We start from the raw sequence: 26,704 nt of genomic DNA, 5'->3' as shown, positions 1-26,704 counted from the left end.
GCTGTGATTGATGCGGTTGCTGTGATTGCTGTGATTGCTGTGATTGCTGAAGCCGATGCTGCCGACACCGACGGGCTGGTGGGGTGTGCCACCGGTCAGCTGCCTCCCTTCCCCTGCAGCAGCCCTGTCGCCAGACCGATCACCACGGGAGCCACCCCGACCGCGAGAAAGGCGGGCAGAAAGCAGAGCCCCACCGGTGCGGTGATCAGCACCTGGGCGCGTTGCGCCCGGGACGCCGCGGCGCGGGCCCGCTCCGCCCGGAGACCCGCAGCGAGCCGGGCGACCGGCTCGGCGGCCGGCGCTCCCGATGCGGCCGCCTGCTCCAGGCAGCGGGCGAGCGCCGCCGCACCCGGGATCTCCCCGAACCTCCCCCATGCACGGGCAGGTTCGCTTCCCAGCCGAAGCTCGGCCGCCGTCTGCTCCAGCCGCTCTCCGACCGGCCCTCCAAGCGACTGCCCGGCCGCACGCGCCGCCTCACGCGGTCCGGCTCCGGCCGAGGCACAGGCCGCCAGGAGTTCAGCGGCGAGGGGCAGTTGCCCGGACACCGCGCTCACCCAGGCGCCCTCCGCCCGGTCTCGAGCACGACCGAGCTGCCATCTGCGCAGGGCGTACGCCCCGGCGAATCCCAGCAGGCACCCCGTGACTCCCCCTGCCAGGACCCAGCCGGTGGCCACCGCCACGATCACCGGTGCCCATGGCCCCAGCTTCGCTGAGGCGCCAACCGGGCGCCGACGGAGCCGCCGTGTCCGGTGCGGCACAGCGCTCGGCCCCAGGAGGGCATGGAGCCGTCTGCGCGCCCGCCGGAGCCGCAGACGCCCCCTCACCATCCATGCCGCGGGCGCGCAGAGCAGGAATGCGATGCCCATGCCTCTGATGAACTCGTCGCTCATGGCCGCTCCGCCGCCCGCACGATACGAGCGGCCCAGTACAGTCCGACGGCCTCCAGCAGTCCGCCCACCACGAGGCAGCCAAGTCCCGCGGGGCTGTGCAGCAGGATCCGCAGGGGATCAGCGCCGAGCGCCCAGCCGAGAGCAAGCCCGATCACCGGTAGCAGTGCCAGCACCACGACCGTCGCCCGGGCTCCCGCCAACTGAGCTCGCAGGGATGCCTGTTGATCCCGCTCCGACCTGAGGGCGGCCTCGAGCCGGTCGAGCCCCGCCGCCAGACCGGCACCACTGTCGACGGCGACAAGCCAGCAGGCTGCCAGCCCGGCCAGCCCCTCGGCTCCCGGCTCACGGGACGCGCGCCTCAGTTCGGCGGGAACGTCCCCGCCGAACCGGGCGGCGGACAGCACCGCCGCCTCGGCGGCGCCCAGCGCGCCGGTGGCCCGGCCCGCGGCCAGCAGCGCCTGTCCCGGCTGGCCTCCGGCCCTCAGCTCCCCCACGATGCCGCCGCACAGCGCGATCACCGCGGCCGCTCTGTCGGCCTCCGCCCTGCGCTGCTCGGAAGCCCTCAGCCGGCGCCCTGTCAGAGGGACGGCCACCGCGCCCGCGAGCAGTGGAAGCACCGACTCCCCGAGGACGGCCAGAAGCACGCCCGCCGGCAGGCACAGCCACTCCCGCCGCATCGGGTCGACGAGTCTCCTCCAGTGAACCGGGAGCCGTCGGGGCCCCTCCCGAACCAGGCTGCCGGACGCCAGCAGCAGCCGCGCCCGCCGCAGTCCCTCGTCGCGGCCGACCGTCAGGCAGACGGCAGCCCCCGCGCACACCGCCGCGCACACCGCCGTGTACATCGCCACCGTCGTCATCGCGATCCCCCGATCAGCGATCGCAGCCGCTCCCAGCCGCGCTCGCGGACGAAGTGCTCCGCGCCCCAGCGCAGCGCGGGCACGGTCGCCACCAGCCCCGTCGCGTCCCGCTCAAGAACGTGGATCTCGGCGACGCGGCGGCCGCCGTCCCGCCCCCGGACAAGATGCACCACGACCGACAGTGCCGCGGCCAACTGGCTGTGCAGAGCGAGCCGGTCGAGACCGGCGGCCGTGCCCAGAGCCTCCAGCCGTGCGGGGACATCCGCGGCCGTGTTCGCATGGACGGTCCCGCACCCGTCGTGCCCGGTGTTCAACGCCGCCAGCAGATCGGTCACCTCGGAACCGCGCACCTCGCCGACGACCAACCGGTCGGGGCGCATCCGGAGCGCCTGGCGCACCAGGTCGCGAAGGGTCACCAGGCCGGCGCCCTCCTGGTTGGCCGGACGCGATTCCAGCCGCACCACGTGCGGATGGTCGGGACGCAGTTCCGCCGAGTCCTCCGCGAGCACGATGCGTTCGTGCCCGCCCACCAGTCCCAGCAGGGTGGACAGCAGCGTCGTCTTCCCGGAGCCCGTGCCACCGCTGACGAGATAGGAGACCCTGGCGTCGATCAGCGCCCTGAAGAGCCGGTCACCGCCCGGCGGTACCGTCCCGGCCTCCGTCAGCTCGCCCAGCGAGAACGCCCGGGGTCTGACCACCCTCAGCGAGAGGCAGGTCGAGCCGACGGCCACCGGAGGCAGCACCGCGTGCATCCGGGTGCCGTCGGGAAGCCGCGCGTCCACCCAGGGGCGGGCGTCGTCCAGCCGCCGCCCCGCCACAGCCGCGAGCCGCTGCGCCAGCCGGCGCACCGCCGCCGCATCGGTGAAGCCCACGTCCGTCAGCCGGAGTCCGCAGCCCCGGTCGACCCACACCCGGTCCGGTGCCGAGACCAGCACGTCGGTCACGGCGGGGTCCGCGAGAAGCGGCTCCAGCGGCCCGGTGCCGACCAGTTCGCACCGCAGTTCCTCGGCGGCACCGAGCACCTCCGCGTCCCCGAGCAGCCGCCCGTGCGCCCGCAGTGCCGCCGCGACCCCCGCCGGGGTCGGTTCCACCCCGCTCTCCGCCAGGCGCTGACGCACCGCTTCGAGAAGCACCGCTGTCACTGCGCACCTCCACCGGAGTGCACCCGCGCCCAGAAGGCGGTACAGAACCGGGCGAGCGGGTCGCGGTCCCCGGCGCCCGGCGGAACTCCCGCATCGAGATCGGCGGCCAGCCCCGCTTCCAGGGGGAGTTCACCGGCCAGTGGCAGTTCCAGCGCCTCGGCAACCCACTGCTCGTCGAGCCCCGAGCCCCAGGGCCCGCGGACGACGGCCCGCAGATCGCCCAGCACCATGCGGACCGTCGAGGCGACCCGCCGCGCGGCCGCCACGGCACGCAGATCCCCCGGCACCACGAGGAGCCCGACGTCGAGTTGGGCGAGTGCCTCCGCGGTCCCCTCGTCGACCCGGCGGGGCAGATCCACGACGACGACGCCACCGCGCCTGCGTGCGGCGGCCAGCACCGACCGCATGGCCTCCGGCGGAATCGCCACCGAGTCGCCCCGGTCCCAGCTGAGCACCCGCAGCCCGTGTACCGATGGCAGCGCCTCCTCCAGCGCCCCGCCGGCGACGCGGCCTCTGGACGCCGCGAAGTCGGGCCAGCGCCGCCCGGCCTGCTGCTCTCCGCCGAGGAGCACGTCGAGGCCGCCGCCGAGCGGATCACCGTCGACGAGCATCGTGCGCCGCCCTTCGCGGGCCGCTGTCACCGCGAGCGCGCAGGCCAGCGTGGACGCACCCGCTCCGCCCCGCCCGCCGATCACGCCGACGGTGAGCGCCGGGCGGCCCGCGCCCTCGGCGACGTCGGCGATCCTGTCGACGAGCCATCCCTCGGCGTCCGGGAGCCTCAGCACGCAGTCGGCGCCGATCTCCACCGCCCGGCGCCACACCTGCGGATCATCCTGATCGTGCCCGACGAGGAGGACACCCCTCCGGCGGGTGGCTCCGACGCACCGGGCTGCCGCGTCGTCACCGACCAGGACCAGGGGGGCAGCGTCCCAGCCGCCGTGGGCTTCCGGCACCGCGTGGTGCACCTGAGGCTCGGCGCCCGCCGCGGCGCACAGCCGCAGCAGGTCGTCCAGGAGTGCCGGATCCTCGGTGATGATCAAGGGGCCGGCCCGGCTCTCGCCCCGGAGCCCCTCGCCGCCGTCAGCGCCGTCAGCGCCCTCGGCACGGTCGGCGCCCTCAGCACGGCCGGCACGGTCGGCGCCCGGCGCCCCGGCCATCATGTGTCCCACCACGTCTTGTCCCCCTCTCGCCGCGCAGCCGCGGCGGCTCTCGCAGGGTGCCGTGCGGCAGTCCCCGCGTGCCGGACCGCTCCCACTTGTCGTGGGAGCGATCCGGGATCGGTGATTCCTCCAGCCCGAGAACTTCACGGGCGGAATCACCGTGCAGGGTGACGGAAAATCGTGTGGATCTTGCTCAAAAACTGTGGATAACTCACCGCTTGTGAATAACCCGGTAGCCCGTACCGGTGACTTACGGCATGATTTCCGCAGCGCAGCACTCTGCTCACGCAGAGTGACTGTCGAGCGGAGACGGCGGACAGCGCCGTTCCGGGCAGCAAGGGGGAGAGTGATCGGCGATGGCCGACAAAAACGCGTCCGGACATGCGACGACCCCCGCCGGGGGGGAGAGCGGGGGTCGTCCCCACGGCCGACTCGGGGGGGGAGGAGTCGGACCGGGTTAGCACGGTCGCGAACGATCCGTGACTTCCATGGTGTACCCGAGAGCCTTCTCAGGCAAACCCACGCGCCCCACCTTACGCCGAATGGAGGGCGCATATGCTCTGCGTCGTGGAAAACCACTCCTTGCCGCGCACAGCAGCCTTCTTTGACCTGGACAAGACGGTCATCGCGAAGTCATCGGCGCTGACCTTCAGCAAGTCCTTCTACCACGGAGGGCTGATCAACCGCCGCGCCGTGCTCAGGACGGCCTACACCCAGTTCGTCTTTCTCTCGGGCGGTGCCGACCACGACCAGATGGAGCGAATGCGGAAGTACTTGTCCTCGCTCTGCAAGGGCTGGAACGTGGAGCAGGTGAAGGAGATCGTCGCCGAGACCCTGCACGATCTCATCGACCCGATCATCTACGACGAGGCCGCCTCACTGATCGAGGACCATCACACCGCCGGCCGCGACGTCGTCATCGTCTCCAGTTCGGGCGCCGAGGTCGTCGAGCCGATCGGCGAGCTCCTGGGAGCCGATCGTGTGGTGGCGACGCGGCTGGTGGTCGGCGAGGACGGCTGCTTCACCGGCGAGGTGGAGTACTACGCGTACGGCCCCACCAAGGCCGAAGCCGTGAAGGAGCTGGCCTCGTCCGAGGGGTACGACCTCGGGCGCTGCTACGCCTACAGCGACTCCGTCACCGACCTCCCGATGCTGGAAGCCGTGGGTCATCCGTACGCGGTCAACCCCGACCGGGCGCTGCGCCGTGAGGCGTCCTCACGCGGCTGGCCGGTGCTCGTGTTCAACCGGCCGGTGCGGCTGAAGCAGCGGATCCCCGGGTTCGCGATGCCCCCGCGCCCCACACTCCTCGCGGCCGCGGCGGTGGGAGCGGCCGCCGTCGCCGCCGGGCTCGTCTGGTACGCCGGCCGGCGTCGCGGCACTGCCGCCTGTGCCCGCCTTTGAGAGGGAAAGTAAAAAGTGCGGCCGGGGGTTCCGCTTGCCGTACGGTCGGAGTACAAAGGAGTTAACGGCCCGCGAGACCTGGGACATCCGAGAGGATCACCTTCTACGCAACAAAGGCCCCACGGACCGAGCATGGAAGCCGAGCACCCACGCGACGTCGACCCGTCGAATACGGGCCAGCCGCACCAGGTGACGGGCAAAGTTCCCGACCTGATGGGCAGTACATCGAGGACGCTTGGTAACTCGGCCGACATGCCAGCGGCGGTACCACCCGGTACCGCCGCAGCCCTTTTGCCCAGCCTCCGTCGCCCTCCGCCGTCGACGGCTTCAGTGCCGTCAACGCCTCCGGCACCCTTGGGCCCTGCCGGACGGCGTCACGCCGCTCCGCGCTGAAGCGCTTCGCACACGGCCGTCGACTCCCGGACACCGAGTTCCACAGCGTGGCCGCAGTGGGCGATCCAGGCGCTCAACCCCTCCGGGGTCCCGGACAGATAGCCCTCGAACGCCTTGAGGTACGCCGCGCGGCCGAGTTCCGCGTGGCCGACCTCCGCGGGGCAGATCGACTTGGGGTCCAGTCCGCTGCCGACGAGAACAACGCGCTCCGCCGCCCTGGCGACCAGGCCGTTGGCCGAGGAGAACGGGCGCAGGGCGAGCAGTTCGCCGTGCACCACGGCGGCCATCACCAGCGCAGGGGCCGAACTCCCCGCGATGACCAGGCGCGAGAGCCCCTCGAGCCGCCCGGCGACCTCCCCCGCGTCCGGAAGCGGAGCGTCGATCAGCGGCTCGTCGACCTGCTCTCCGGCCAGCCGCGGCCTGCCGACCGTGTCCGCGGGGGCGGCTCCGCCTTCCGCGACCAGATGCAGCCGGGCCAGTACACGCAGCGGGGACTGCCTCCAGACGGACAGCAGCTGGCCCGCCTCGGCGGTCAGCCGGAGGGCGGCCCCCACCGTACGGGCCTCTGCCCCGCTGCCGAAGTCCGTACGCCGGCGCACCTCCTCCAGCGCCCAGTCCGCGCCCGAGAGCGCGGCAGACGCCCGGGCTCCGCGGAGCGCTGCCTCCGAGGTGACCTCGGTGCTGCGGCGCCGCATGACGCGGTGCCCGTAGACGCGGTCCACGGCCTTGCGCACGGAGTCCACGGCATCCGAGGCCCCGGGAAGATCGCCCAGTGCGGCCAGGGGGTCAGAGGGGTTCGTACTCATAAGCAGGGAGGCTACGCGCCCCGACCGCACGCCCCGCGTCGGAGTGGTCTTCTTCACCGTCCTCGGGCACCGCGAGCCACCGAACCGCTACCTTACTGAACATGAAGATCGCTTTCGTGGGAAAGGGCGGTAGCGGCAAGACGACGCTGTCCTCGCTCTTCATCCGCCACCTCGCCGCCCAGCAGGCCCGTGTCGTCGCGGTGGACGCCGACATCAACCAGCACCTCGGCGCCGCGCTCGGACTCGACGAACACGAGGCCGGAAGGCTGCCCGCGATGGGCGCCCACCTGGCGCTGATCAAGGAGTACCTGCGCGGCACCAATCCGCGGATCACGTCCGCGGAGAAGATGATCAAGACGACGCCGCCCGGAAGGGGATCACGGCTGCTGCGCGTCGTTGAGGACAACCCGGTCTTCGACGCCTGTGCCCGGACGGTGCTGCTCGACGACGGGCGGATCAGGTTGATGGCGACCGGCCCGTTCACCGAGTCGGACCTCGGCGTCGCCTGCTACCACTCCAAGGTCGGAGCGGTGGAGCTGTGCCTCAACCACCTCGTCGACGGCCCGGACGAGTATGTCGTGGTCGACATGACGGCGGGCTCCGACTCCTTCGCCTCCGGCATGTTCACCCGCTTCGACATGACGTTCCTCGTGGCCGAGCCCACCCGCAAGGGCGTCTCGGTGTACCGCCAGTACCGGGACTACGCACGGGACTTCGGCGTTGCGCTCAGGGTCGTCGGGAACAAGATCCAGGGTCCGGACGACCTCGGGTTCCTGCGCGAGGAGGTGGGTGACGACCTTCTCGTGACCGTCGGGCACTCGGACTGGGTGCGGTCGATGGAGAAGGGCCGTCCGCCGCGCTTCGCGGAACTGGAGGAACCCAACCACGCAGCGCTTCGCACGCTGCGGCAGGCGGCCGACGCCTCCTACGCGCGGCGCGACTGGGTGCGGTACACCCGGCAGATGGTGCACTTCCACCTGAAGAACGCGGAGAGCTGGGGCAATGCGAAGACGGGGAGCGACCTGGCCGCCCAGGTCGACCCCGGCTTCGTGCTCGGGGAGCAGGCGGCGCAGGTCAGCGCGCCGCAACCGGCCTGACCGTATCGGGTCGGCCGGGCGCGGGCCGAGCCGGGAGAGGCCCGCCTTCAGCTCCAACCTCACAGTCGACCTCACCGCCGGCCTTCACCCCCGGCCTACCCCGACGCCGGCCGGACCGGACCCGCTCGGCCGGCGTCGGGGTCGCGGTCAGGGAAGGCGGGGTCAGGGAAGGCGGGGTCGGCGGGGGCGGAGGCGGGGTCCGCGTCGGGGGAGTCGGAGGCGACCCTCGGGCCGGGGCACGCTACGCCGCCGGTGCCGCCCCTGCCGCACCGGCCGCCCTGCCCGTACCGGGTTCGGCCGCCCCCGCCCCCGGACGGGGAGCCGTACCGGCCGCCGGACTGCCGCCGGGCTTGTCGGATCCAGGGGAGGACGTGGTCAGAAAGTCCTTCCAGCCACTGTCCGGCGCCCGGCCGACCGGCAGCGTGCGCAGTCGCTTCAGCACCTCGGGATCCTGCGCGTCCAGCCAGTCGACGAGCCGGCGGAACGACACACACCGCACGTCACGCTGCACGCAGATGTAGCCGATGGCCTGCTCGACCGCGCGCATATAGGTGCCGCCGTTCCACGACTCGAAGTGGTTGCCGATGATGAGCGGCGCGCGATTGCCCTGGTAGGCGCGGTTGAAGCCCTGGATCAGTCCGTCGCGCATCTGGTTTCCCCAGAGGGTGTGCATGCTGGGGGCGCCCTTGGCGGTACCGGACTGGTTGATCATGAAGTTGTAGTCGGTGGACAGCGTCTCGAAGGCGCGGCCGGGCACGGGGACCATCTGCAGGGAGAGGTCCCACACGCCGTGCTTCCGGTCCGGCCAGATCTGCTCGCTGATGCCGCTGCTGTCGTAGCGGAAGCCCTGCCGCGCCGCGATCGCGAGGAAGTTGTCACGCCCTTCGAGACAGGGCGTGCGGGCACCGATGAGTTCCCGGTCGTAGTCGAACGGCAGCGAGCGCTCACGCGGCAGGCCCGCGTTGGTCCGCCAGTTCTTCACGAACGACCTTGCCTGGTCGAGCTCGCTCCTCCACTCGTCGGGCGACCAGGTGGCACCCCCGCCCACCGGCCCGCAGAAGTGGCCGTTGAAGTGGGTGCCGATCTCGTTCCCGTCCAGCCAGGCGGCGCGCAGTTCGCGGACGGTGGCCTTGATGCCCTCGGTGTCGTTGAAGCCGATGTCGGAGCGCCCCCGCTTGTGCCGGGGCGGGTCGTACAGTTCGGCCTTGTCCTCGGGGAGGAGATACACACCGCTGAGGAAGTAGGTCATGGTGATGCCCTGCTTCTTCCCCACTTCCCGGAAGCGGGCGAAGAGCCTGGCGCGGTCCTCTCCCGCCCCGTCCCAGGAGAAGACCACGAACTGCGGCGGCTTCTGACCCGGCTTCAGCCGATCCGGGCCCACGAGGCCCGGCTGGGTCCCGGTGTACGAGGTCGAGCCGTCCCCGATCCGGCCCAGCTGGTCGCCCAGGGCACCGGAGAGTCCCGCCCCTCCGTCGCCTCCGGTGCATGCGGCCAGGCCCGTGGCGAGCGCGATGGCCACGGCGCCGAGGACGGCCCTCCGTGCGGCGGGCAGCATCCGTCCACCCTCTTCCGTCGTGTCTGTGATACGCGAATCGATACGCCGATACGACTGCGGACCCGCAAAACCTCCCACCCGGGCGGATGGAGCGGGGGAGGCAGGCCGAGCCGGGATGACTAATCACCGGATTGGATGACATAAGAGTTCTCTTCATCTCCGGGAGTCGCCTTCCGCCCTTCACTCGTCATGGCATTTCGTCTACCGAGAGCGGGCCGCGGGCAGATCCCCGCTCCGGTTCTCGGGGTCTCCGCGCAAGCGTCCTGATGCCAGCGCACCGCCCCGGCATGCGGCACATCGGCCCTCGGGCGTCCGGCTCGGGATGGGGGGACGGGATGGGGAAACGGGATGGCCGCGCGGGTCGTTCGACCGGGGTGAACCGACTCGTCGCGGCGCACGTGAGTACGGGTGGCCCCTTCCCCCACCGCCCGGGAGAAGGGGCCACCCACCCGGGGCGAGCGACCTCACGCCCCAAGGCCTCACGCCGAACGCACCGCCCGCCCCACGACTCACCGGCCCCACGCACCACCCGCCGCACGCAGCCTCAACAGCCAACCCAATAGGTCTATACCAATTTCCTGAAGGCCCTTGTCACCCGGCCGTCCGCCTGATGAGCTATGGCCTGGGACACATAGGCACATAGGACGCCCTGGGAAAGGGAGATGTCGTGAGCAACGAGAGCCTGGCCAACCTCTTGAAGGAAGAGCGGCGGTTCGCCCCGCCGGCCGAGCTGGCCGCGCACGCCAACGTGACGGCGGAGGCGTACGAGCGGGCCGCGGCGGACAGGCTCGGCTTCTGGGCCGAGCAGGCGCGGCGGCTCACCTGGGCCGAGGAGCCGACCGAGATCCTGGACTGGTCGAACCCTCCCTTCGCCAAGTGGTTCGCCGACGGCAGGCTCAACGTCGCGTACAACTGTGTGGACCGCCATGTCGAGGCCGGGCACGGGGACCGCGTCGCCATCCACTTCGAGGGTGAACCGGGCGACACCCGTTCCCTCACCTACGCCGAACTCAAGGACGAGGTCTCCCGGGCCGCCAACGCACTGACGGAGCTGGGTGTGCGCACGGGCGACCGGGTGGCGATCTACCTGCCCATGATTCCCGAGGCCGCAGTGGCGATGCTGGCCTGCGCCCGGATCGGTGCCGCGCACTCGGTGGTCTTCGGAGGGTTCTCGGCAGAGGCCGTGGCCTCCCGCATCCAGGACGCCGACGCCAAACTGGTGATCACCGCCGACGGCGGCCACCGCCGCGGCAAGCCCAGCGCGCTCAAGCCCGCCATCGACGAGGCCGTCGCCAGGTGCCCTCAGGTCGAACACGTGCTGGTGGTCCGCCGCACCGGCCAGGACACCGCGATGGCCGAAGGCCGCGACGTGTGGTGGCACGACGCCGTCGATCGTCAGCCGGCCGAGCACACCCCCGAGGCGTTCGGCGCCGAGCACCCGCTCTTCATCCTCTACACCTCCGGCACGACCGGTAAGCCCAAGGGGATCCTGCACACCTCCGGCGGCTACCTCACCCAGGCGGCCTACACCCACCACGCCGTCTTCGACCTCAAGCCGGAGACCGACGTCTACTGGTGCACGGCGGACATCGGCTGGGTGACGGGCCACTCGTACATCGTGTACGGTCCGCTCGCCAACGGTGCGACGCAGGTGATGTACGAGGGCACACCCGAAACCCCGCACCAGGGCCGCTTCTGGGAGATCGTCCAGAAGTACGGAGTGACGATCCTCTACACGGCACCGACGGCGATCCGCACGTTCATGAAGTGGGGCGACGACATCCCCGCCAAGTCCGACCTGTCGAGCCTGCGCGTCCTCGGCTCGGTCGGCGAGCCGATCAACCCCGAGGCCTGGATCTGGTACCGGGAGCACATCGGCGGCGGCACCACCCCCGTCGTGGACACCTGGTGGCAGACCGAGACCGGCGCCATGATGATCTCGCCGCTCCCCGGCGCCACCGAGACCAAGCCCGGCTCGGCCCAGCGCGCCCTTCCCGGCATCGCCGCGACGGTCGTCGACGACGACGGCCGCGAGGTGCCCGACGGCGGCGGTGGCTATCTCGTCCTCACCGAGCCGTGGCCCTCGATGCTGCGCACCATCTGGGGCGACGACCAGCGCTTCGTCGACACCTACTGGTCGCGCTTCGAGGGCCGGTACTTCGCGGGCGACGGCGCGAAGAAGGACGACGACGGCGACATCTGGCTGCTGGGCCGTGTCGACGACGTGATGCTGGTGTCCGGCCACAACATCTCGACGACCGAGGTCGAGTCCGCCCTGGTCTCCCACCCCAAGGTCGCCGAGGCGGCCGTCGTCGGCGCGGCCGACGAGACGACCGGGCAGGCCATCGTGGCGTTCGTGATCCTGCGCGGTACGGCGCACGAGGACGAGAACCTCGTCGCCGAACTCCGCAACCACGTCGGGGCGACACTGGGGCCGATCGCGAAGCCCAAGCGGGTCCTGCCGGTGGCCGAGCTGCCCAAGACCCGCTCCGGCAAGATCATGCGCCGGCTGCTGCGGGACGTGGCGGAGAACCGCCGCCTCGGTGACGTCACGACCCTCACGGACTCCTCGGTGATGGACCTCATCCAGTCCAAACTGCCGACGGCGGCCTCGGAGGACTGAACACCCGAAGCAACCGCGAAGGGGCACCCGAAGCCACCCCGAAGGGCACCCGGGGCGAACGCGCCGGGTGCCCCTTCTACGCCTATGGTGAAAGATCAACCGGACGTACCCCCGTTCACCCGGACGAAGTCATTAGGTAAGGTAAGGAACTGCGTCAAGGACGCGACAGGAAACCGAGGTGCGCCGGGAAGTCTGGTCGGCACGTGCTTTGCCCTGCCTATCCGACCGGAGGTCCCCACCCGTGGCAGCGCCGACCCCCACCCCCCGTAAGTTCCTCGGGCTCCTCTCCCTCCCCGAGCGCAACTTCGTGGCGGATGCCCTGCGCACCGAGACCGTCGGCGGAATCCTCCTCCTCGCCGCCGCCATCGCCGCGCTGCTCTGGGCGAACACTCCCCTGGCCTCCAGTTACCAGGCCGTGTCCGACTTCCACCTGGGCCCGGCGGCCCTCGGGCTAGACCTGTCCATCCAGCACTGGGCCGCCGACGGACTGCTCGCGATCTTCTTCTTCGTCGCCGGTATCGAACTCAAGCGGGAACTCGTGGCAGGCGATCTGCGCGACCCCAAGGCCGCCGCGCTCCCCGTGATCGCCGCCGTCTGCGGCATGGCCGCGCCCGCACTCACCTACGTGCTGGTCAGCTCACTCGGCGGCGGCTCCCTGGCCGGTTGGGCCGTGCCCACGGCGACCGACATCGCCTTCGCCCTGGGCGTACTGGCGGTGATCGGCACATCGCTGCCGTCGGCGATCCGCGCCTTCCTCCTCACGCTCGCCGTCGTCGACGACCTCTTCGCGATCCTGATCATCGCCTTCTTCTTCACCAGCTCCCTGAACTTCGCAGCGCTCGGCGGGGCCCTGGCCGGCCTCCTGGTCTTCTGGCTGCTGCTCCGCAAGGGCGTACGCGGCTGGTACGTGTACGTCCCGCTGGCCCTGGTCATCTGGGGGCTGATGTACAACAGCGGCGTCCACGCCACCATCGCGGGTGTCGCCATGGGCCTGATGCTGCGCTGCACCAGGCGCGAGGGCGAGGAGCACTCCCCGGGCGAGCACATCGAACATCTCGTACGACCGGTTTCAGCCGGTTTCGCCGTACCGATGTTCGCTCTGTTCTCGGCCGGGGTCAGCGTCTCCGGCGATGCCCTGCACGCGGTCTTCACCCGTCCCGAGACCCTCGGCGTGATCCTCGGTCTGGTGGTCGGCAAGACGTTCGGCATCTTCGGCGGCACCTGGCTGGCCGCCCGCTTCACCAAGGCCGAACTCAACGAGGACCTGGCCTGGCCCGACGTCCTGGCGGTCTCGGCGCTGGCCGGCATCGGCTTCACCGTCTCCCTGCTCATCGGCGAGCTGGCCTTCGCCGGCGACCCCGAGATGACGGACGAGATCAAGGCGGCCGTTCTGCTCGGCTCGCTGACGGCCGCACTGCTGGCCTGTGTGCTGCTGAAACTCCGGGTACGCAAGTACCAGGCCCTGTGCGCGGCGGAGGATCTCGACGAGGACCAGGACGGCATCCCGGACGTGTACGAGAAGGACAACCCGGATTACCACCTGAGGATGGCCGAGATCCACGAGAAGAAGGCGGCGGAGCACCGGCGCATGGCGGAAGTCGCGAGTGCGTCGCGCGCCGAAGGCGACAGTCCGGCATGATCTGACAGCAGACCCGAAGCAGAGATGAGGGAGTCACCGATGAGCGACCCCGGCAGCACGACCACCACCCTCGAAGCCGCGGGTGACACGGTCGGACCGGTCCGGCTGGCCGGCGCTGACAAGTCCCTGGGGCAGCTGGTGGCGACGGCGACCGCCGAGATGTCCGCCCTGGTGCACGACGAGATCGCGCTGGCCAAGGCGGAACTCAGGCAGGACGTCAAGCGGGGGGTGACGGGCGGGGTGGCCGGCACGGTCGCCGGGGTCCTCGCCCTGTTCTCCCTGCCGGTGCTGAGCTTCGCCGCCGCCTACGGAATCCACAACCTCGGTCTGGGACTCGCCTGGTCGTTCCTGATCGTGGGAGCGGCCTTCCTGCTGCTGGCGGGCCTGGCGGCACTGCTGGCCGTGACCAAGTTCAAGAAGGTCAAGCCGCCGGAGCGCACCATCGCGTCGGCCAAGCAGACGGCCGCCGTGCTGCAGAACGCCAAGCCGCACCCCCGCGGGACGAAGGCCCCCTCCGCATCCGTGGCACGCTCGTCCGCATGACGGCACCCGATACGCCCTCTGTCGGCAACGGAAGCAGCACCGGGAACGGAAACGCCGCCGGGAACGGGAACTGGAGCGGCGCCGGGAACGGAAACGGTAGCGGGAACGGCGCCGGGAACGGCGGCCCCATCCGGATCGACGGGCCCTGGACCCATCGGGACGTGGCGGCCAACGGCGCCCGCTTCCACATCGCGGAGCTGGGCGACGGACCGCTGGTGCTGCTGCTGCACGGCTTTCCGCAGTTCTGGTGGACATGGCGGCACCAGCTGCCCGCCCTGGCCGACGCCGGCTTCCGCGCGGTCGCGATGGACCTCCGCGGCGTCGGAGGCAGCGACCGCACACCCCGGGGTTACGACCCCGCGAACCTCGCACTCGACATCACCGGCGTGGTGCGGTCCCTCGGCGAGCCCGACGCGGCGCTCGTGGGCCACGGCCTCGGCGGCTATCTCGCCTGGACGGCGGCCGTGATGCGGCCCAAGCTCGTCCGGCGACTCGCGGTCTCCTCGATGCCGCACCCGCGCCGCTGGCGCTCGTCGATGCTCGGCGACTTCGCGCAGAGCCGCGCCGGCTCGTATGTGTGGGGCTTCCAGCGGCCCTGGCTGCCGGAGCGTCAGCTCCTCGCGGACGACGCGGCCCTGGTAGGGCGGCTGATCAGGGAGTGGTCGGGGCCCCGCCCTCCCGAGGAGGAGGCTCTCGACGTCTACCGCCGGGCCATGTCCATCCCGTCGACGGCGCATTGCTCGATCGAGCCGTACCGGTGGATGGTGCGGTCGATGGCCCGTCCGGACGGTATCCAGTTCAACCGCAGGATGAAGCGTCCGGTCCGGGTGCCGACGCTCCATCTCCATGGCTCGCTGGACACGGCGATGCGCACGCGCAGCGCGGCGGGCTCCGGTCAGTACGTCGAAGCCCCCTACCGCTGGAGGCTGTTCGACGGGCTCGGCCACTTCCCCCATGAGGAGGACCCGGTCGCGTTCTCCAGCGAACTCGTCAACTGGCTGAAGGATCCCGAGCCCGACCGGTGACCTGAGCCCCGACCTGCCCACCCCGGGGCCGACCGGCACACCCCGGGGCCGCGACTGCCCGCGCCGCTCCTCCGCACACCGCGGTGGTTCCCGACGAGGCGGCCGCCTGCCGCCGACCGAGGTGCGGGGCCGTGCGAACGGGTGTGCGGCGAACGGGGATTGCCCGGCGCATAGGCCAATTGGCGGGCCCCGATGCGGTTACCGACCTTGGGGCACGGGCACACGTCGGGGTATGGGCTGGACGCACGACTACAGTGACACAGCACGCAACTCCCACTCGGCCTCCGCGCCGGTAACGGGCGAAAGGGGCGGCCCCCAGGGGCGGGGTCATGATCCCCGTCTCGGGATCCCGCGTATCCTCCGCCGTCGCGCCCGCTGGGTATCGGCGCGACTGCGCCATCCTCGCGGCTGACGCCGTCACACCGGCGGCCCGCTCTCCTGCTCCCGCACCCTCCACGGCACGGACGCACCGTGGGGCGCGGGAGCCTGCGCGGGGCGAGGGGTCTTCCGCCCTCCGGCTGCTGCCGTGTCGCCGGCAACGCCGCTCCCGGCACTCGTATGCACGGACCCGGCGTATGCCGGACACGGGCGCGCCGCCGGCTGTACGCGGACCCCGGCGGCTACCCCGCGCGGGCGCGCCGCAGATTCTCGGACGGCATCTCCGCCGGCGCGCAGAAGCGGCTGCCCCGCGCGGGCGCGCCGCAGGTCGCGGCATCTTCCTGCGCCCCGCGCGTCAGAGCGCGCAGCCCTGGCTGTCGACCTCCTGGTCGGCCGTGCGGCCGAGTCTGATGTCGTCGCGGATCTCGTCGGCCGTCAGTGCGTAACCGGTGTCGGCGTCGTCCAGCGACCGGGCGAAGATCACTCCGTACACGTCACCGTCGGCCGTGAGCAGCGGGCCGCCGGAGTTGCCCTGGCGGACCGTCGTGAACAGCGAGTAGACATCACGGCGCACGTCGCCGCGGCGGTAGATGTCGCGGCCCTCGGCCTCTATGCGACCCCGGACCCGCGCGGAGCGGACATCGTAGGACCCGTTCTCCGGGAAACCCGCGACGATCGCGCTGTCACCGCTGCGGGCGTCCTCGTCGCTGAAGCGCAGCGGCGGCGCCTTCAGGTCGGGGACGTCCAGCACGGCGATGTCGCGCTGCCAGTCGTAGAGGACGACCTTGGCGTCGTACCGCCTGCCCTCCCCGCCTATCTGCACCGTCGGCTCGTCGACTCCGCCCACGACGTGCGCGTTCGTCATGACCCGCCGTTCGGAGAAGACGAAACCCGTGCCCTCGAGGACCTTGTTGCAACTCTGCGCCGTGCCGACGACCTTGACGATGGACCGCTGCGCCCGGGCCGCCACCGGGCTGTCGACCAGCGCCGGGTCCGGCGGCCTGACCTCGGTGATGGGCTCGTTGGCGAAGGGGCTGAAGACCTGGGGGAAGCCGTTCTGCGCGAGGATGGACCGGTAGTCCTGGAACCATGTCGGCGCCTGCGCCGGCAGCACCCGGGTGACGCCGTGCAGGATCTTGGAGTTCCTGGCCTCCGTGCCGAACAGAGGCAGCGCCGTGCCTTCCACGAGGAGGCCGATGATCCAGGCCACCAGCAGCAGCGCGGCGACGTTCACCAGGGCACCACCGGTCGCGTCTAGCGCACGTGCCGGGGTCCATGTGATGTAGCGGCGGAGCTTGTTGCCCAGGTGGGTGGTGAGTGCCTGGCCGACGGAGGCGAACACGATCACGATCACGACGGCGACTATCGCGGCTGCCGTGGACACCTCCGTCCCGTTCGTCGTCCGGTCCCAGAGAAAGGGGAGCGAGTAGACGGCGACGAGCCCACCGCCGAGAAACCCGACCACCGACAGGACGCCGACGACGAAGCCCTGGCGATATCCGACGACGGCGAACCACACGGCGGCGAGCAACAGCAGGATGTCCAGCAGGTTCACCGTCGTCAGCCTCGCAGTTTCGTCGTCCGGCACTCCGCCCGGCAGGGGAACCCCGGATCAGCTCCCGGTGGCGCCGGACCGACCACCGGGAGAGCACAGCACGTGGGCAACGGTCTCACGAACGCCAGTCGAGCGGGACCTGCCTGGCACGGTCCCACGGTCGCTCCCAGCCCGCGAAGTGCAGGATGCGGTCGATCAATCCGCCGGTGAAACCCCAGACCAGAGCCGACTCGACCAGGAAGGCCGGACCGAGGTGACCGCTGGGGTGGACGGCCGTGGCCCGGTTCACCGGGTCCGTGAGATCCGCCACGGGCACGGTGAAGACCCGGGCGGTCTCGGCGGGGTCGACTGCGGTGACCGGGGAGCGGTCGCGCCACCAGCCGAGGACCGGGGTCACGACGAAGCCGCTCACCGGGATGTACAGGCGGGGCAGCACCCCGAAGATCTGGACGCCGGACGGATCGAGGCCGGTCTCCTCCTCGGCCTCCCGGAGAGCGGCGCGGAGCGGCCCCGTGGTGGCCGGATCGCCGTCCCCGGGATCGAGGGCACCGCCGGGAAACGACGGCTGGCCGGCGTGGGAGCGCAGGCTGGTCGCCCGCTCCATGAGCAGCAGCTCGGGGCCCCGGGAGCCGTCGCCGAACAGGATCAGCACGGCGGACTGACGCCCTCCGCCACCCGCGGGCGGGAGAAACCGGCTGAGCTGCTCGGCAGCTATGGTTCCGGCGGACCGTGACACGGGTTCCAGCCAGTCGGGCAGGTCCTCGCCACTCACCACCGCGTCGCCGCCGTGTCTCCCGTGCGTCCCGTGCGTACGTGTCATGGGCACCCCCGTGGTGTGCAACGGCCGCGATGGCCGGGAACGTTCCTGCGGGCTCCGGCAGACCCCGGCACCGGCGCGCTGCGGGAAGCCCGGAAGAACGGCGAGAGCGACTGGACCGACTGGGGCAGCCGAACCGACTGGGGCAGCTGGGACAACGGAGCCCGGTGAGGCAGCAGTACCGGAGCCGGGCGGCCGGGATCCGGCGTCCGGTGCCGGCCCGGTGGGCGGGGCATCGGAGGGATCACCCGGCCCCCAGCGGGGCTGCGGGCTTGCCCGGGTAGTCGGGCGGAGGATTCAGACGCTGCCCCGGGAAGCCGCCCATCTCGTACTTGAGGAGCTTCCTCGCCCTTTCCGGATCGGTCTCGCCTTCCCCGTACGAGGGGCAGAGATGGGCGATGGGGCATGCGCCGCACGCCGGTTTGCGGGCGTGGCAGATCCGGCGGCCATGGAAGATGACCCGGTGGGAGAGCATCGTCCACTCGCTCTTCGGGAAGATGCCGGCGACCTCAGCCTCGATCTTGACCGGGTCCTCCTGCTCGGTCCACTTCCACCGGCGGGCGAGCCGCATGAAGTGGGTGTCCACGGTGATACCCGGGACCCCGAACGCGTTCCCCAGCACCACGAAGGCCGTCTTGCGCCCGACACCGGGCAGCGTGACCAGGTCCTCCAGCCGACCGGGAACCTCGCCGCCGAAGTCGTCCCGCAGCGCCTTGGACAGGCCGATGAGGGACTTCGCCTTGGCCCGGAAGAATCCGGTCGGCCTGATCAGCTCCTCCACCTCCTCCGGCACGGCCGCGGCCATGTCCTCGGGCGCCGGGTACCTGGCGAAGAGCGCGGGCGTCGTCTGGTTCACCCGCAGGTCCGTCGTCTGAGCGGACAGTACGGTCGCGACGAGCAACTGGAAGGGGTTGCGGAAGTCAAGCTCGGGGTGTGCGTACGGATACACGTCGGCAAGCTCACGGTTGATCCGGCGCGCCCTGCGCACCATCGCCAGCCGGGACTCGGACCCGGCGGCCGGCACGGCCCGCGACTTCTTCCTGCCGTACTCCTTCCCGGCGTCCGGTTTGCTCTTGGCGTCCGGCTTGCCCTCTGCATCCGGCCTGTTCTTCGCGTCCGGCTTCTTCTTGGCGTCCGGCTTCTTCTTGGTGGTGGGCATCGCCGCAGCGGTGGGCTTCCCGGCCGCGGACTTCCTGGTGGTGCCCTTCGGCGCCGCCGCCTCAGCGGAGGCCCCGGCCGCGGACTTCTCCGTCCCAGCCGCCTTCGCCGCAGGCGTCTGCGCCACGGCCGATTTCCGCGCCGCTGCCCGCGGCGTCTTCGGGGAAGCCATAAAAGTAGTCCTATTTTTCGCTTTTGCTACATATGCCGGAACGTGGCGAATGGCGTTCGCCCACAGCGGAATTTTCGTCCCCTGCCACTCTCACAGCCCCCTCGGCCTGTGCTCTCACCGGCGAGTTGGACACCCGGCCAGCCTAAGGGCCGCCACGGACATCCGCCCCGGCCATGGCGCATCACCACTCGAATCGGCCCCTGAGGCACTGCCGGAGAGGCCGGTGCGTCAGACTTGTGTCGGCCCTTGTGATCGATCGCACTGTTTTCCCGTACGGCATCATGGGGACCACCGTCCCCTGAGCAGGTCGACAAGGAGAGAACTCGTGGACGACGTTCTGCGGCGCGCCCCGCTCTTCGCGGCGCTCGATGACGAGCAGGCCGCGGAGCTCCGCGCCTCGATGAGTGAAGTGACGCTCGCCCGCGGCGACGCGCTCTTCCACGAGGGTGACCCGGGCGACCGCCTCTACGTGGTCACCGAGGGCAAGGTCAAGCTCCACCGCACCTCCCCCGACGGCCGGGAGAACATGCTGGCCGTGCTCGGCCCCGGCGAGCTGATCGGCGAGCTGTCCCTCTTCGACCCGGGACCGCGTACCGCCACCGCCACCGCTCTCACCGAGGTCAAGCTCCTCGGCCTGGGCCACGGCGACCTGCAACCCTGGCTGAACGCGCGCCCCGAGGTGGCCACCGCGCTCCTTCGCGCCGTCGCCCGCAGACTCCGCAAGACCAACGACCAGATGTCCGACCTGGTCTTCTCCGACGTTCCCGGTCGTGTCGCCCGGGCGCTCCTCGACCTCTCGCGCCGTTTCGGCGTGCAGTCGGAGGAGGGCATCCACGTCGTCCACGACCTGACCCAGGAAGAGCTGGCCCAGCTCGTCGGCGCCTCCCGTGAAACCGTGAACAAGGCGCTGGCCGACTTCGCGCAGCGCGGCTGGCTCCGGCTCGAGGCCCGCGCGGTCATCCTGCTCGACGTGGAGCGCCTCGCCAAGCGTTCCCGTTAGCCGCCCGGCTCCGCCGCGGAACCCGTACGGTCACGCGCGCCGCGGGCGCCCGGCGCGCCGGTCCAGCGGGTCGCGCACCGGGTCACGGGGCAACAGGGGTATCAGGGCCCGCCCGGCAGTGCTCGGGTCAAGGTTCTCGGCGGGCCCCGCGCACTCGGGCCGTCGCCGCGCAGTGGGCGAGGACCGTGCGGCCGGTCCGGGGCGGGGGCACCGGGCGGGCACCGGAGCGGTGGCCCTGGATAAGCCCTGGAAGAGACCTGGACGAGACCTGGACGAGCCTTAGATGAGGCCGTGTTCTCGCAGGTACTCGAGCTGTGCCCGCACCGAGAGTTCCGCCGCGGGCCACAGCGACCGGTCGACATCGGCGTACACGTGTGCGACCACGTCGGCCGCCGAGCGGTAGCCGTTCTCCACGGCCGTCTCGATCTGCGCCAGCCGGCTCGCCCGGTGGGCGAGGTAGTACTCCACGGCGCCCTGGGCGTCCTCCAGCACCGGGCCGTGCCCGGGAAGCACCGTGTGCACCCCGTCGTCCACGGTCAGGGAGCGCAGCCGGCGCAGCGAGTCCAGATAGTCGCCGAGGCGGCCGTCCGGATGCGCGACGACCGTGGTACCCCGGCCGAGGACGGTGTCACCGGTCAGCACGGCCTGGTCGGCGGCCAGATGAAAGCAGAGCGAGTCCGCCGTGTGCCCGGGCGTCGGTACGACCCTCAGCTCCAGACCGCCGGTACGGATCACGTCCCCCGCGGCCAGCCCCTCGTCGCCGAGCCGGAGTGCGGGGTCGAGGGCACGCACCTTCGTCCCGGTCAGCTCGGCGAACCGGGCGGCTCCCTCGGCGTGGTCCGGATGTCCGTGGGTGAGCAGGGTCAGTGCGATCCGCTTGCCCGCCTTCTCCGCCGTGGCGACGACGTTCCGCAGATGGCCCTGGTCGAGCGGTCCCGGGTCGACGACGACGGCGAGGTCCGAGTCCGGCTCGGCGACGATCCACGTGTTGGTGCCGTCCAGTGTCATCGCGGACGGATTGGGTGCCAGGACGTTGATCGTGCGGGCGGTCGCGCGACCGGACACGACCGCGCCGCGCGGCTGCCCCGGCAGCACGGATGCGTTGGTCACAGCGCGCCTCCCGTCGCCCCGGCCGGACCCGTTCCGCCCACGGGGATGTGCTTGGTGAACTCGTCGTGGCCCGGCCAGCTGAGCACCACTCCCCCCTCCTCCAAGCGTGCCTGAGCCAGGATCGGCGCCAGGTCCCGGCCGGCCGCCGCGGCGAGGGCGTCCGCGGCGCTGGCGAACCGTCCCAGCACCCGCAGCGTGGCGATCGTCGGCGGCATCATCAGCAGCTCGCCCGCGTCGTACCCGGCGGCGGCGTCCGTCGGCCGGATCCACACCGTGCGGTCGGCCTCGGTGGAGGCGTTCCTGGTCCGCTGGCCTCGCGGCAGTGAGGCGGCGAAGAACCAGGTGTCGAAACGGCGCGGCTCGAACTCCGGGGTGATCCACCGCGCCCACGCCCCCAGCAGGTCCGACCGCAGAACCAGGCCCCTGCGGTCGAGGAACTCGGCGAAGGGCAGCGTCCGGTCGACGAGGGCCGCGCGGTCGGCCTCCCAGTCGGCGCCGGTGGTGTCCTCGACGACGGAGTCACCGGTCTCGCCGGCCAGCAGGACGCCTGCCTCCTCGTATGTCTCCCGGACCGCCGCGCAGACCACGGCCTGCGCGGACGCCTCGTCCTCGACACCGAGCCGCCGCGCCCACTCGGACAGGGAGGGCCCCGCCCAGCGCACCGGCCGTGCGTCGCGCTCGTCCACCCCGCCGCCCGGGTAGACGTACGCGCCCCCGGCGAAGGCCATGGAGGCGCGGCGGCGCAGCATATGGACGTGTACGCCCTCGGAGGTGTCCTTGAGCAGCATCACGGTCGCCGCCCGGCGCGGGACGACGGCGGTGAGCTCGCCCGCGGCGAGCGCCCGGATCCGGTCGGGCCATTCCGGTGGGTACCACTGACCATTGGACATGGCCGGATGCTATGCGCTCACGCGCGGATGTTCGAGGGGTGCCCGGACCGGCCGGCGCGGGGGCGGCCGGACCGTCGGCCCGCCCCCCCATGCGGACATCCCCGCGGCCGGTCGGCGGGCACCTCTCCCACGGCCGTTCTCGGCACCTCGGCGCCTCGGCACCTCACAGCAGCTCGGGATCCGTTTCCGACGGCGGTCTCCGGGTCCGGACCGGGGTTCCGGGCTCCCGTGAAAAGGCCGGGGCACCTCCGGCGGGGGGTCCGGCCTCGCGACGGCTCAGCCCTGGACGAGCTCCACCTGGATCTCGACCTCGACGGGCGCGTCCAGCGGCAGCACGGCGACACCCACGGCGCTGCGCGCGTGCACGCCCCTGTCGCCGAGGACCGCGCCGAGCAACTCACTCGCTCCGTTGACGACGGCGGGCTGACCCGTGAAGTCGGAGGCGGAGGCGACGAAGCCGACCACCTTCACGACCCGGGCGATCCGGTCCAGGTCGCCGGCGATGGACTTCACGGCGGCCAGCGCGTTCAGCGCACAGGTGGCGGCCAGTTCCCTGGCCTCCTCGGGGGTCACCTCCGCGCCGACCTTGCCGGTCACCGGAAGCTTCCCCTCCACCATCGGGAGCTGCCCGGAGGTGTATACGTACGGACCCGACTGCACGGCCGGCTGATAGGCCGCCAGCGGCGGCACGACGGCCGGCAGCGTCAGCCCGAGTTCGGTGAGCCTGCCCTCGACGGCACCGCTCATGACTTCTCCCGCTTGAGGTAGGCCACGAGCTGCTCGGGGTTGTTCGGCCCGGGGACGACCTGGACGAGTTCCCAGCCGTCCTCGCCCCAGGTGTCCAGGATCTGCTTGGTCGCGTGCACGAGAAGGGGCACGGTCGCGTATTCCCACTTGGTCATGGAGCCGACTGTAGCCGCACCGGCGGGCGGCCCGGTGACACAGGTTCGGTCGGTACGCGCGCGACGCCGCGGCCGGCCGGCCGATCGGTACGCGCGACGCCGGGCCCTGGCCGGTCGGCCAGGGCGACCCGGGGGCGCTTAGCCTTCGGGTCGACTGGTTAGGCTCCAGGACGTGAGCAGGCTCCAGGTCGTCAGCGGCAAGGGCGGGACCGGTAAGACGACGGTCGCCGCGGCCCTCTCGCTCGCCCTCGCGACCGAGGGAAAGCGCACCCTCCTCGTCGAGGTCGAGGGCAGGCAAGGTATCGCACAGCTCTTCGAGACGGAGGCACTGCCCTACGAGGAACGCAAGATCGCCGTGGCTCCCGGCGGCGGCGAGGTGTGCGCGCTGGCCATCGACGCCGAGCGGGCCCTCCTCGACTACCTCCAGATGTTCTACAAACTGGGGTCGGCGGGCCGGGCCCTGAAGAAGCTCGGCGCGATCGACTTCGCCACGACCATCGCGCCGGGCGTGCGAGACGTCCTCCTGACCGGCAAGGCCTGCGAGGCCGTGCGCCGCCGGGACAAGCAGGGCCGGTATGTCTACGACCACGTCGTCATGGACGCCCCTCCGACCGGCCGCATCACCCGTTTCCTGAACGTCAACGACGAGGTCGCCGGTCTCGCCAAGATCGGCCCGATACACCATCAGGCCCAGGCGGTGATGCGCGTCCTCAAGTCCGCCGAGACCGCCGTCCACCTGGTCACACTGCTGGAGGAGATGCCCGTGCAGGAGACCGCGGACGGCATCGCCGAGCTGCGTGCAGCGGACCTCCCCACCGGCATGGTGATCGTGAACATGGTGCGTCCGCACGTCCTCGACGAGGAGGCGGTGCGGAGCGCCGGGACCGCCACCCGCCGCAAGGACATCGCCAGGTCGCTGAGCGGGGCGGGGGTGAGCGGCGCGGCCGGACTGGTCGGGCCGCTGCTCGAGCAGGCCGCCGAGCACGCCCAGCGCGTCGAGCTGGAGCGCGAGCAGCGCGCCGCTCTGGAGGCGCTGGAGCTGCCGGCGTACGAACTCCCGCTGCTGAGCGAAGGGGTCGACCTGGCCGGGCTGTTCCAGCTGGCGACCGAGCTGCGAAAGCTCGGAGTGAACAGCGGAGCCGATGCCGGGGGGGATGCCCAGTGACCGCAGTGATCCCAGCGACCCGGGCGACCGCAGTGATCCGAGCGACCGGAGCGACCGGAGCAAGCGAAATGGCGGGGCTGACCCAAGAGGCCGAAGTCGCCGAAGGCCCCGGAGCAGCCGGAGCAGCCAAAGTGGCCGGAGTGGCCGGATGACGTCGTCGATGACGCGCGGCAGCGCGCTGCAGGACACACCGCTGCTCGAGGTCGACGCCCTGCTCGACGACCCTGGCATCCGCATCGTCGTGTGCTGCGGCGCCGGCGGGGTGGGCAAGACGACGACCGCGGCCGCCCTCGGGGTACGGGCGGCGGAGCGCGGCCGCCGGGCGGTCGTACTCACCATCGACCCCGCCCGCCGGCTGGCCCAGTCGATGGGGATCGACCTGCTGGACAACACCCCGCGCCGGGTGGACGGCATCAAGGGCGACGGCGAGTTGCACGCCATGATGCTCGACATGAAGCGCACCTTCGACGAGATCGTCGAGGCGCACGCGGACCCGTCGCGGGCCCGCGCCATCCTGGACAACCCCTTCTACCAGTCCCTGTCGGCCGGCTTCGCGGGCACGCAGGAGTACATGGCGATGGAGAAGCTGGGGCAGCTGCGGGCGCGCGACGAGTGGGACCTCATCGTGGTGGACACTCCCCCGTCGCGGTCGGCGCTGGACTTCCTGGACGCACCGAAGCGGCTCGGGTCCTTCCTGGACGGCAAGTTCATCAGGCTGCTGATGGCCCCCGCCAAGATGGGCGGGCGGGCCGGGATGAAGTTCCTCAACGTCGGTATGTCGATGATGACCGGGACGCTGGGCAAGCTGCTGGGGGGTCAGTTCCTGCGCGACGTACAGACCTTCGTGGCGGCGATGGACACGATGTTCGGCGGGTTCCGCACCCGTGCCGATGCCACCTACCGGCTGCTCCAGGCTCCCGGGACGGCGTTCCTGGTGGTCGCCGCCCCGGAACGGGACGCCCTGCGCGAGGCGGCGTACTTCGTGGAGCGTCTGGCGTCGGAGGAGATGCCCCTGGCCGGACTGGTACTCAACCGCGTCCACGGCAGCGGCGCCGCACGGCTCTCGGCCGAGCGGGCGCTCGCCGCCGCAGAAAATCTTGACGAGGGCCGCATTGTCGATCAGGAGGCCGGGAAGGCTGCTGAGCGTGGCTCCGCGGGGTCCTCTCCCACCCCTTCCGCCGTGGAGCCGGAACCCGAGTACACGCCCGAGCCCGAATCCGAGCCCGGTCGGCCTTCGGCGCCCCCGACCTCACAACTGACCGCCGGGCTACTGCGCTTGCATGCCGAACGGATGCAGGTGCTGTCCCGAGAGCAGCGCACGCGTGACCGCTTCACCGCGCTCCACCCCGAGGTGCCGGTGACCGAAGTGGCCGCTCTGCCCGGTGATGTGCACGATCTCGCAGGCCTGCGCACCATCGGGGACAGACTGGCGGGCGGTGGCCTCCCGGCCGGAGCCGCCTAGCGGCCGGGTGGCCGGCTCGACGGCGCTCCCGGCCGGCACTCGGCCGTGCCCGTGCCGACCCGCCCGTGCCAACCGTGCGCACGGCCGGTTCGGCGGAGTCGTCCGTAACGGTCGGCCGACCGCACCGACCGGTCGTGCGCATGCCGACCCCCGGAGACCCCCGGGCCGACGCTCCACAGTTCGGCGTGTGATACCTCACACTCGAACGGGCGGGTTCGACACCGGGCACGTCGCGGGCGAGCCACGCTCGGCGCGAGGCCGACTCAGCGGTCGACGCTCTCCGTACGGCACCCGCCGGAACTGTGGCACGCAGCGCGCAGACGGTACGGAGTCGGCAGACACCGGGTGGCAGTACCACCGCAGCACCACCAAGCCGCACCGCGCCTTCTCGCGCAGTGCCGTCTCGCGGGCCACCACCGGACCGCAGAGGTACGAGGACCCCGGCGTACGAGCCGTGGGACGGCCGGAGGCGACGGAAGGCCTGGCCGAATCCCAACCGCGCGGGGACACGCCATGGCGCGCCCTGGCCGCACCGGCCGCCGGTTCAGCTCAGCCCACGGCCGCGAAAGTCTCGTAGGTCTCGTCGTCCTCGAGGCCCACAGGCAGAATGCCCGCGCTTCGCTCGTATTCCGTACGCGCGGTTTCCAGCAGGCGACGCCAGGAGGTGACCGTGGGGCGCCTGCGCAGCAACGCGCGCCTCTCCCGCTCGGTCATACCACCCCACACTCCGAACTCGACGCGATTGTCGAGCGCGTCGGCCAGGCACTCCGTCCGCACCGGGCATCCGGTGCACACCGCCTTGGCCCTGTTCTGCGCCGCTCCTTGTACGAACAGTTCATCCGGATCGGTAGTGCGGCAAGCTGCCTGCGCACTCCAGTCGGTTACCCAGCCCATGCCGGCGCCGTCCTCTCCCGAATCGAGGCTCCCCCACGGCGGCAGCGGCATATTCACCGCTGCCAGTTGA

The 26,704-nt window shown here is 71.5% G+C and carries 24 protein-coding genes; 10 read left to right on the top strand and 14 right to left on the bottom strand.

Features of this window, described 5'->3' with window-relative positions:
• Positions 1 to 95: 95 nt before the first annotated feature.
• Genes DDQ41_RS32535 through ssd form a run of 4 tightly spaced genes read right to left on the bottom strand, consistent with a single transcriptional unit; the run spans position 96 to position 4,049 of the window.
• Positions 96 to 890: a type II secretion system F family protein gene (locus DDQ41_RS32535; RefSeq protein ID WP_109295335.1), complete on the bottom strand. Its 795-nt coding sequence runs from the start codon at positions 888 to 890 to the stop codon at positions 96 to 98.
• Entirely contained in the window at positions 887 to 1,747 is an 861-nt protein-coding gene (locus tag DDQ41_RS17520; RefSeq protein ID WP_109295334.1) for a type II secretion system F family protein, read from the bottom strand. The genes DDQ41_RS32535 and DDQ41_RS17520 overlap by 4 nt, the downstream gene beginning before the upstream one ends.
• Positions 1,744 to 2,889 carry a TadA family conjugal transfer-associated ATPase gene (locus DDQ41_RS17515; protein ID WP_109295333.1) on the bottom strand — a complete coding sequence of 382 codons (1,146 nt, stop codon included), beginning with the start codon at positions 2,887 to 2,889 and terminating at the stop codon, positions 1,744 to 1,746. The genes DDQ41_RS17520 and DDQ41_RS17515 overlap by 4 nt, the downstream gene beginning before the upstream one ends.
• Positions 2,886 to 4,049, bottom strand: a complete 1,164-nt coding sequence (gene ssd / locus DDQ41_RS17510) for a septum site-determining protein Ssd (protein WP_373995495.1) — start codon at positions 4,047 to 4,049, stop codon at positions 2,886 to 2,888. Before ssd ends, DDQ41_RS17515 begins: the two co-directional genes overlap by 4 nt.
• 555 nt (positions 4,050 to 4,604) lie before the next feature.
• Between ssd and DDQ41_RS17505 the strand changes: the two genes are divergently transcribed.
• Positions 4,605 to 5,450: an HAD family hydrolase gene (locus DDQ41_RS17505; RefSeq protein ID WP_109295332.1), complete on the top strand. Its 846-nt coding sequence runs from the start codon at positions 4,605 to 4,607 to the stop codon at positions 5,448 to 5,450.
• 374 nt (positions 5,451 to 5,824) lie between these two features.
• On the opposite strand, the gene DDQ41_RS17500 is transcribed toward DDQ41_RS17505, so the two are convergent.
• Positions 5,825 to 6,649 (bottom strand): Fic family protein, encoded by an 825-nt coding sequence (locus DDQ41_RS17500; RefSeq protein ID WP_109295331.1) that lies wholly within the window; start codon positions 6,647 to 6,649, stop codon positions 5,825 to 5,827.
• 101 nt (positions 6,650 to 6,750) lie between these two features.
• Between DDQ41_RS17500 and DDQ41_RS17495 the strand changes: the two genes are divergently transcribed.
• Complete coding sequence (locus DDQ41_RS17495; RefSeq protein ID WP_109295330.1) at positions 6,751 to 7,746, top strand: ATP-binding protein; 996 nt, start codon at positions 6,751 to 6,753, stop codon at positions 7,744 to 7,746.
• Positions 7,747 to 7,987: 241 nt separating this feature from the next.
• On the opposite strand, the gene DDQ41_RS17490 is transcribed toward DDQ41_RS17495, so the two are convergent.
• Positions 7,988 to 9,301, bottom strand: a complete 1,314-nt coding sequence (locus DDQ41_RS17490) for a polysaccharide deacetylase family protein (RefSeq protein WP_109295329.1) — start codon at positions 9,299 to 9,301, stop codon at positions 7,988 to 7,990.
• Between the two features lie 667 nt (positions 9,302 to 9,968).
• Here DDQ41_RS17490 and acs point away from each other — a divergent pair.
• The 5 genes from acs to DDQ41_RS32530 all read left to right on the top strand — a co-directional run bounded on the left by acs (position 9,969) and on the right by DDQ41_RS32530 (position 15,543).
• A complete protein-coding gene (gene acs, locus DDQ41_RS17485; RefSeq protein ID WP_109295328.1) occupies positions 9,969 to 11,924 on the top strand; it encodes an acetate--CoA ligase in 1,956 nt (651 codons plus the stop codon).
• Positions 11,925 to 12,165: 241 nt separating this feature from the next.
• Complete coding sequence (nhaA, locus tag DDQ41_RS17480; protein ID WP_109295327.1) at positions 12,166 to 13,563, top strand: Na+/H+ antiporter NhaA; 1,398 nt, start codon at positions 12,166 to 12,168, stop codon at positions 13,561 to 13,563.
• Between the two features lie 39 nt (positions 13,564 to 13,602).
• Positions 13,603 to 14,106, top strand: a complete 504-nt coding sequence (locus tag DDQ41_RS17475; protein ID WP_109295326.1) for a phage holin family protein — start codon at positions 13,603 to 13,605, stop codon at positions 14,104 to 14,106.
• Positions 14,103 to 15,131 carry an alpha/beta fold hydrolase gene (locus DDQ41_RS17470; protein WP_109295325.1) on the top strand — a complete coding sequence of 343 codons (1,029 nt, stop codon included), beginning with the start codon at positions 14,103 to 14,105 and terminating at the stop codon, positions 15,129 to 15,131. Before DDQ41_RS17475 ends, DDQ41_RS17470 begins: the two co-directional genes overlap by 4 nt.
• A gap of 232 nt (positions 15,132 to 15,363) precedes the next feature.
• Positions 15,364 to 15,543 carry a hypothetical protein gene (locus tag DDQ41_RS32530; RefSeq protein ID WP_109295324.1) on the top strand — a complete coding sequence of 60 codons (180 nt, stop codon included), beginning with the start codon at positions 15,364 to 15,366 and terminating at the stop codon, positions 15,541 to 15,543.
• Positions 15,544 to 15,864: 321 nt separating this feature from the next.
• On the opposite strand, the gene DDQ41_RS17460 is transcribed toward DDQ41_RS32530, so the two are convergent.
• The 3 genes from DDQ41_RS17460 to nth all read right to left on the bottom strand — a co-directional run bounded on the left by DDQ41_RS17460 (position 15,865) and on the right by nth (position 19,166).
• On the bottom strand, positions 15,865 to 17,064 hold the full coding sequence (locus DDQ41_RS17460) for a MarP family serine protease (protein WP_109297791.1): 1,200 nt from the start codon (positions 17,062 to 17,064) through the stop codon (positions 15,865 to 15,867).
• Positions 17,065 to 17,179: 115 nt separating this feature from the next.
• A complete protein-coding gene (locus DDQ41_RS17455; RefSeq protein WP_109297790.1) occupies positions 17,180 to 17,884 on the bottom strand; it encodes an NUDIX hydrolase in 705 nt (234 codons plus the stop codon).
• Positions 17,885 to 18,125: 241 nt separating this feature from the next.
• Positions 18,126 to 19,166 (bottom strand): endonuclease III, encoded by a 1,041-nt coding sequence (gene nth, locus DDQ41_RS17450; RefSeq protein WP_435863972.1) that lies wholly within the window; start codon positions 19,164 to 19,166, stop codon positions 18,126 to 18,128.
• A gap of 370 nt (positions 19,167 to 19,536) precedes the next feature.
• On the opposite strand from nth, the gene DDQ41_RS17445 reads away from it, so the two are divergent.
• Positions 19,537 to 20,211, top strand: a complete 675-nt coding sequence (locus tag DDQ41_RS17445) for a Crp/Fnr family transcriptional regulator (RefSeq protein WP_017947815.1) — start codon at positions 19,537 to 19,539, stop codon at positions 20,209 to 20,211.
• Positions 20,212 to 20,490: 279 nt separating this feature from the next.
• Here the strand turns inward: DDQ41_RS17445 and DDQ41_RS17440 are convergent, their stop codons facing one another.
• The 4 genes from DDQ41_RS17440 to DDQ41_RS17425 all read right to left on the bottom strand — a co-directional run bounded on the left by DDQ41_RS17440 (position 20,491) and on the right by DDQ41_RS17425 (position 23,113).
• Positions 20,491 to 21,321, bottom strand: coding sequence for an MBL fold metallo-hydrolase (locus DDQ41_RS17440; RefSeq protein WP_109295322.1), 831 nt, complete (start codon positions 21,319 to 21,321; stop codon positions 20,491 to 20,493).
• Positions 21,318 to 22,211, bottom strand: a complete 894-nt coding sequence (locus tag DDQ41_RS17435) for an NUDIX hydrolase (RefSeq protein WP_109295321.1) — start codon at positions 22,209 to 22,211, stop codon at positions 21,318 to 21,320. Before DDQ41_RS17435 ends, DDQ41_RS17440 begins: the two co-directional genes overlap by 4 nt.
• A 276-nt stretch (positions 22,212 to 22,487) precedes the next feature.
• Complete coding sequence (locus tag DDQ41_RS17430) at positions 22,488 to 22,958, bottom strand: RidA family protein (RefSeq protein ID WP_109295320.1); 471 nt, start codon at positions 22,956 to 22,958, stop codon at positions 22,488 to 22,490.
• On the bottom strand, positions 22,955 to 23,113 hold the full coding sequence (locus DDQ41_RS17425) for a DUF4177 domain-containing protein (protein ID WP_017947820.1): 159 nt from the start codon (positions 23,111 to 23,113) through the stop codon (positions 22,955 to 22,957). The genes DDQ41_RS17430 and DDQ41_RS17425 overlap by 4 nt, the downstream gene beginning before the upstream one ends.
• A 172-nt stretch (positions 23,114 to 23,285) precedes the next feature.
• Between DDQ41_RS17425 and DDQ41_RS17420 the strand changes: the two genes are divergently transcribed.
• Positions 23,286 to 24,278: an ArsA family ATPase gene (locus DDQ41_RS17420; RefSeq protein ID WP_109295319.1), complete on the top strand. Its 993-nt coding sequence runs from the start codon at positions 23,286 to 23,288 to the stop codon at positions 24,276 to 24,278.
• 148 nt (positions 24,279 to 24,426) lie between these two features.
• Positions 24,427 to 25,740 carry an ArsA family ATPase gene (locus DDQ41_RS17415; RefSeq protein ID WP_109295318.1) on the top strand — a complete coding sequence of 438 codons (1,314 nt, stop codon included), beginning with the start codon at positions 24,427 to 24,429 and terminating at the stop codon, positions 25,738 to 25,740.
• 549 nt (positions 25,741 to 26,289) lie between these two features.
• On the opposite strand, the gene DDQ41_RS17410 is transcribed toward DDQ41_RS17415, so the two are convergent.
• Positions 26,290 to 26,634 (bottom strand): WhiB family transcriptional regulator, encoded by a 345-nt coding sequence (locus tag DDQ41_RS17410; RefSeq protein WP_171052979.1) that lies wholly within the window; start codon positions 26,632 to 26,634, stop codon positions 26,290 to 26,292.
• Between the last annotated feature and the right edge of the window lie 70 nt (positions 26,635 to 26,704).

The sequence above is a fragment of the Streptomyces spongiicola genome (assembly GCF_003122365.1).
Lineage (GTDB): Bacteria > Actinomycetota > Actinomycetes > Streptomycetales > Streptomycetaceae > Streptomyces > Streptomyces spongiicola.
Note: the sequence above shows the minus strand (reverse complement) of the source record. Positions and strands in the feature narration are given on the sequence as shown.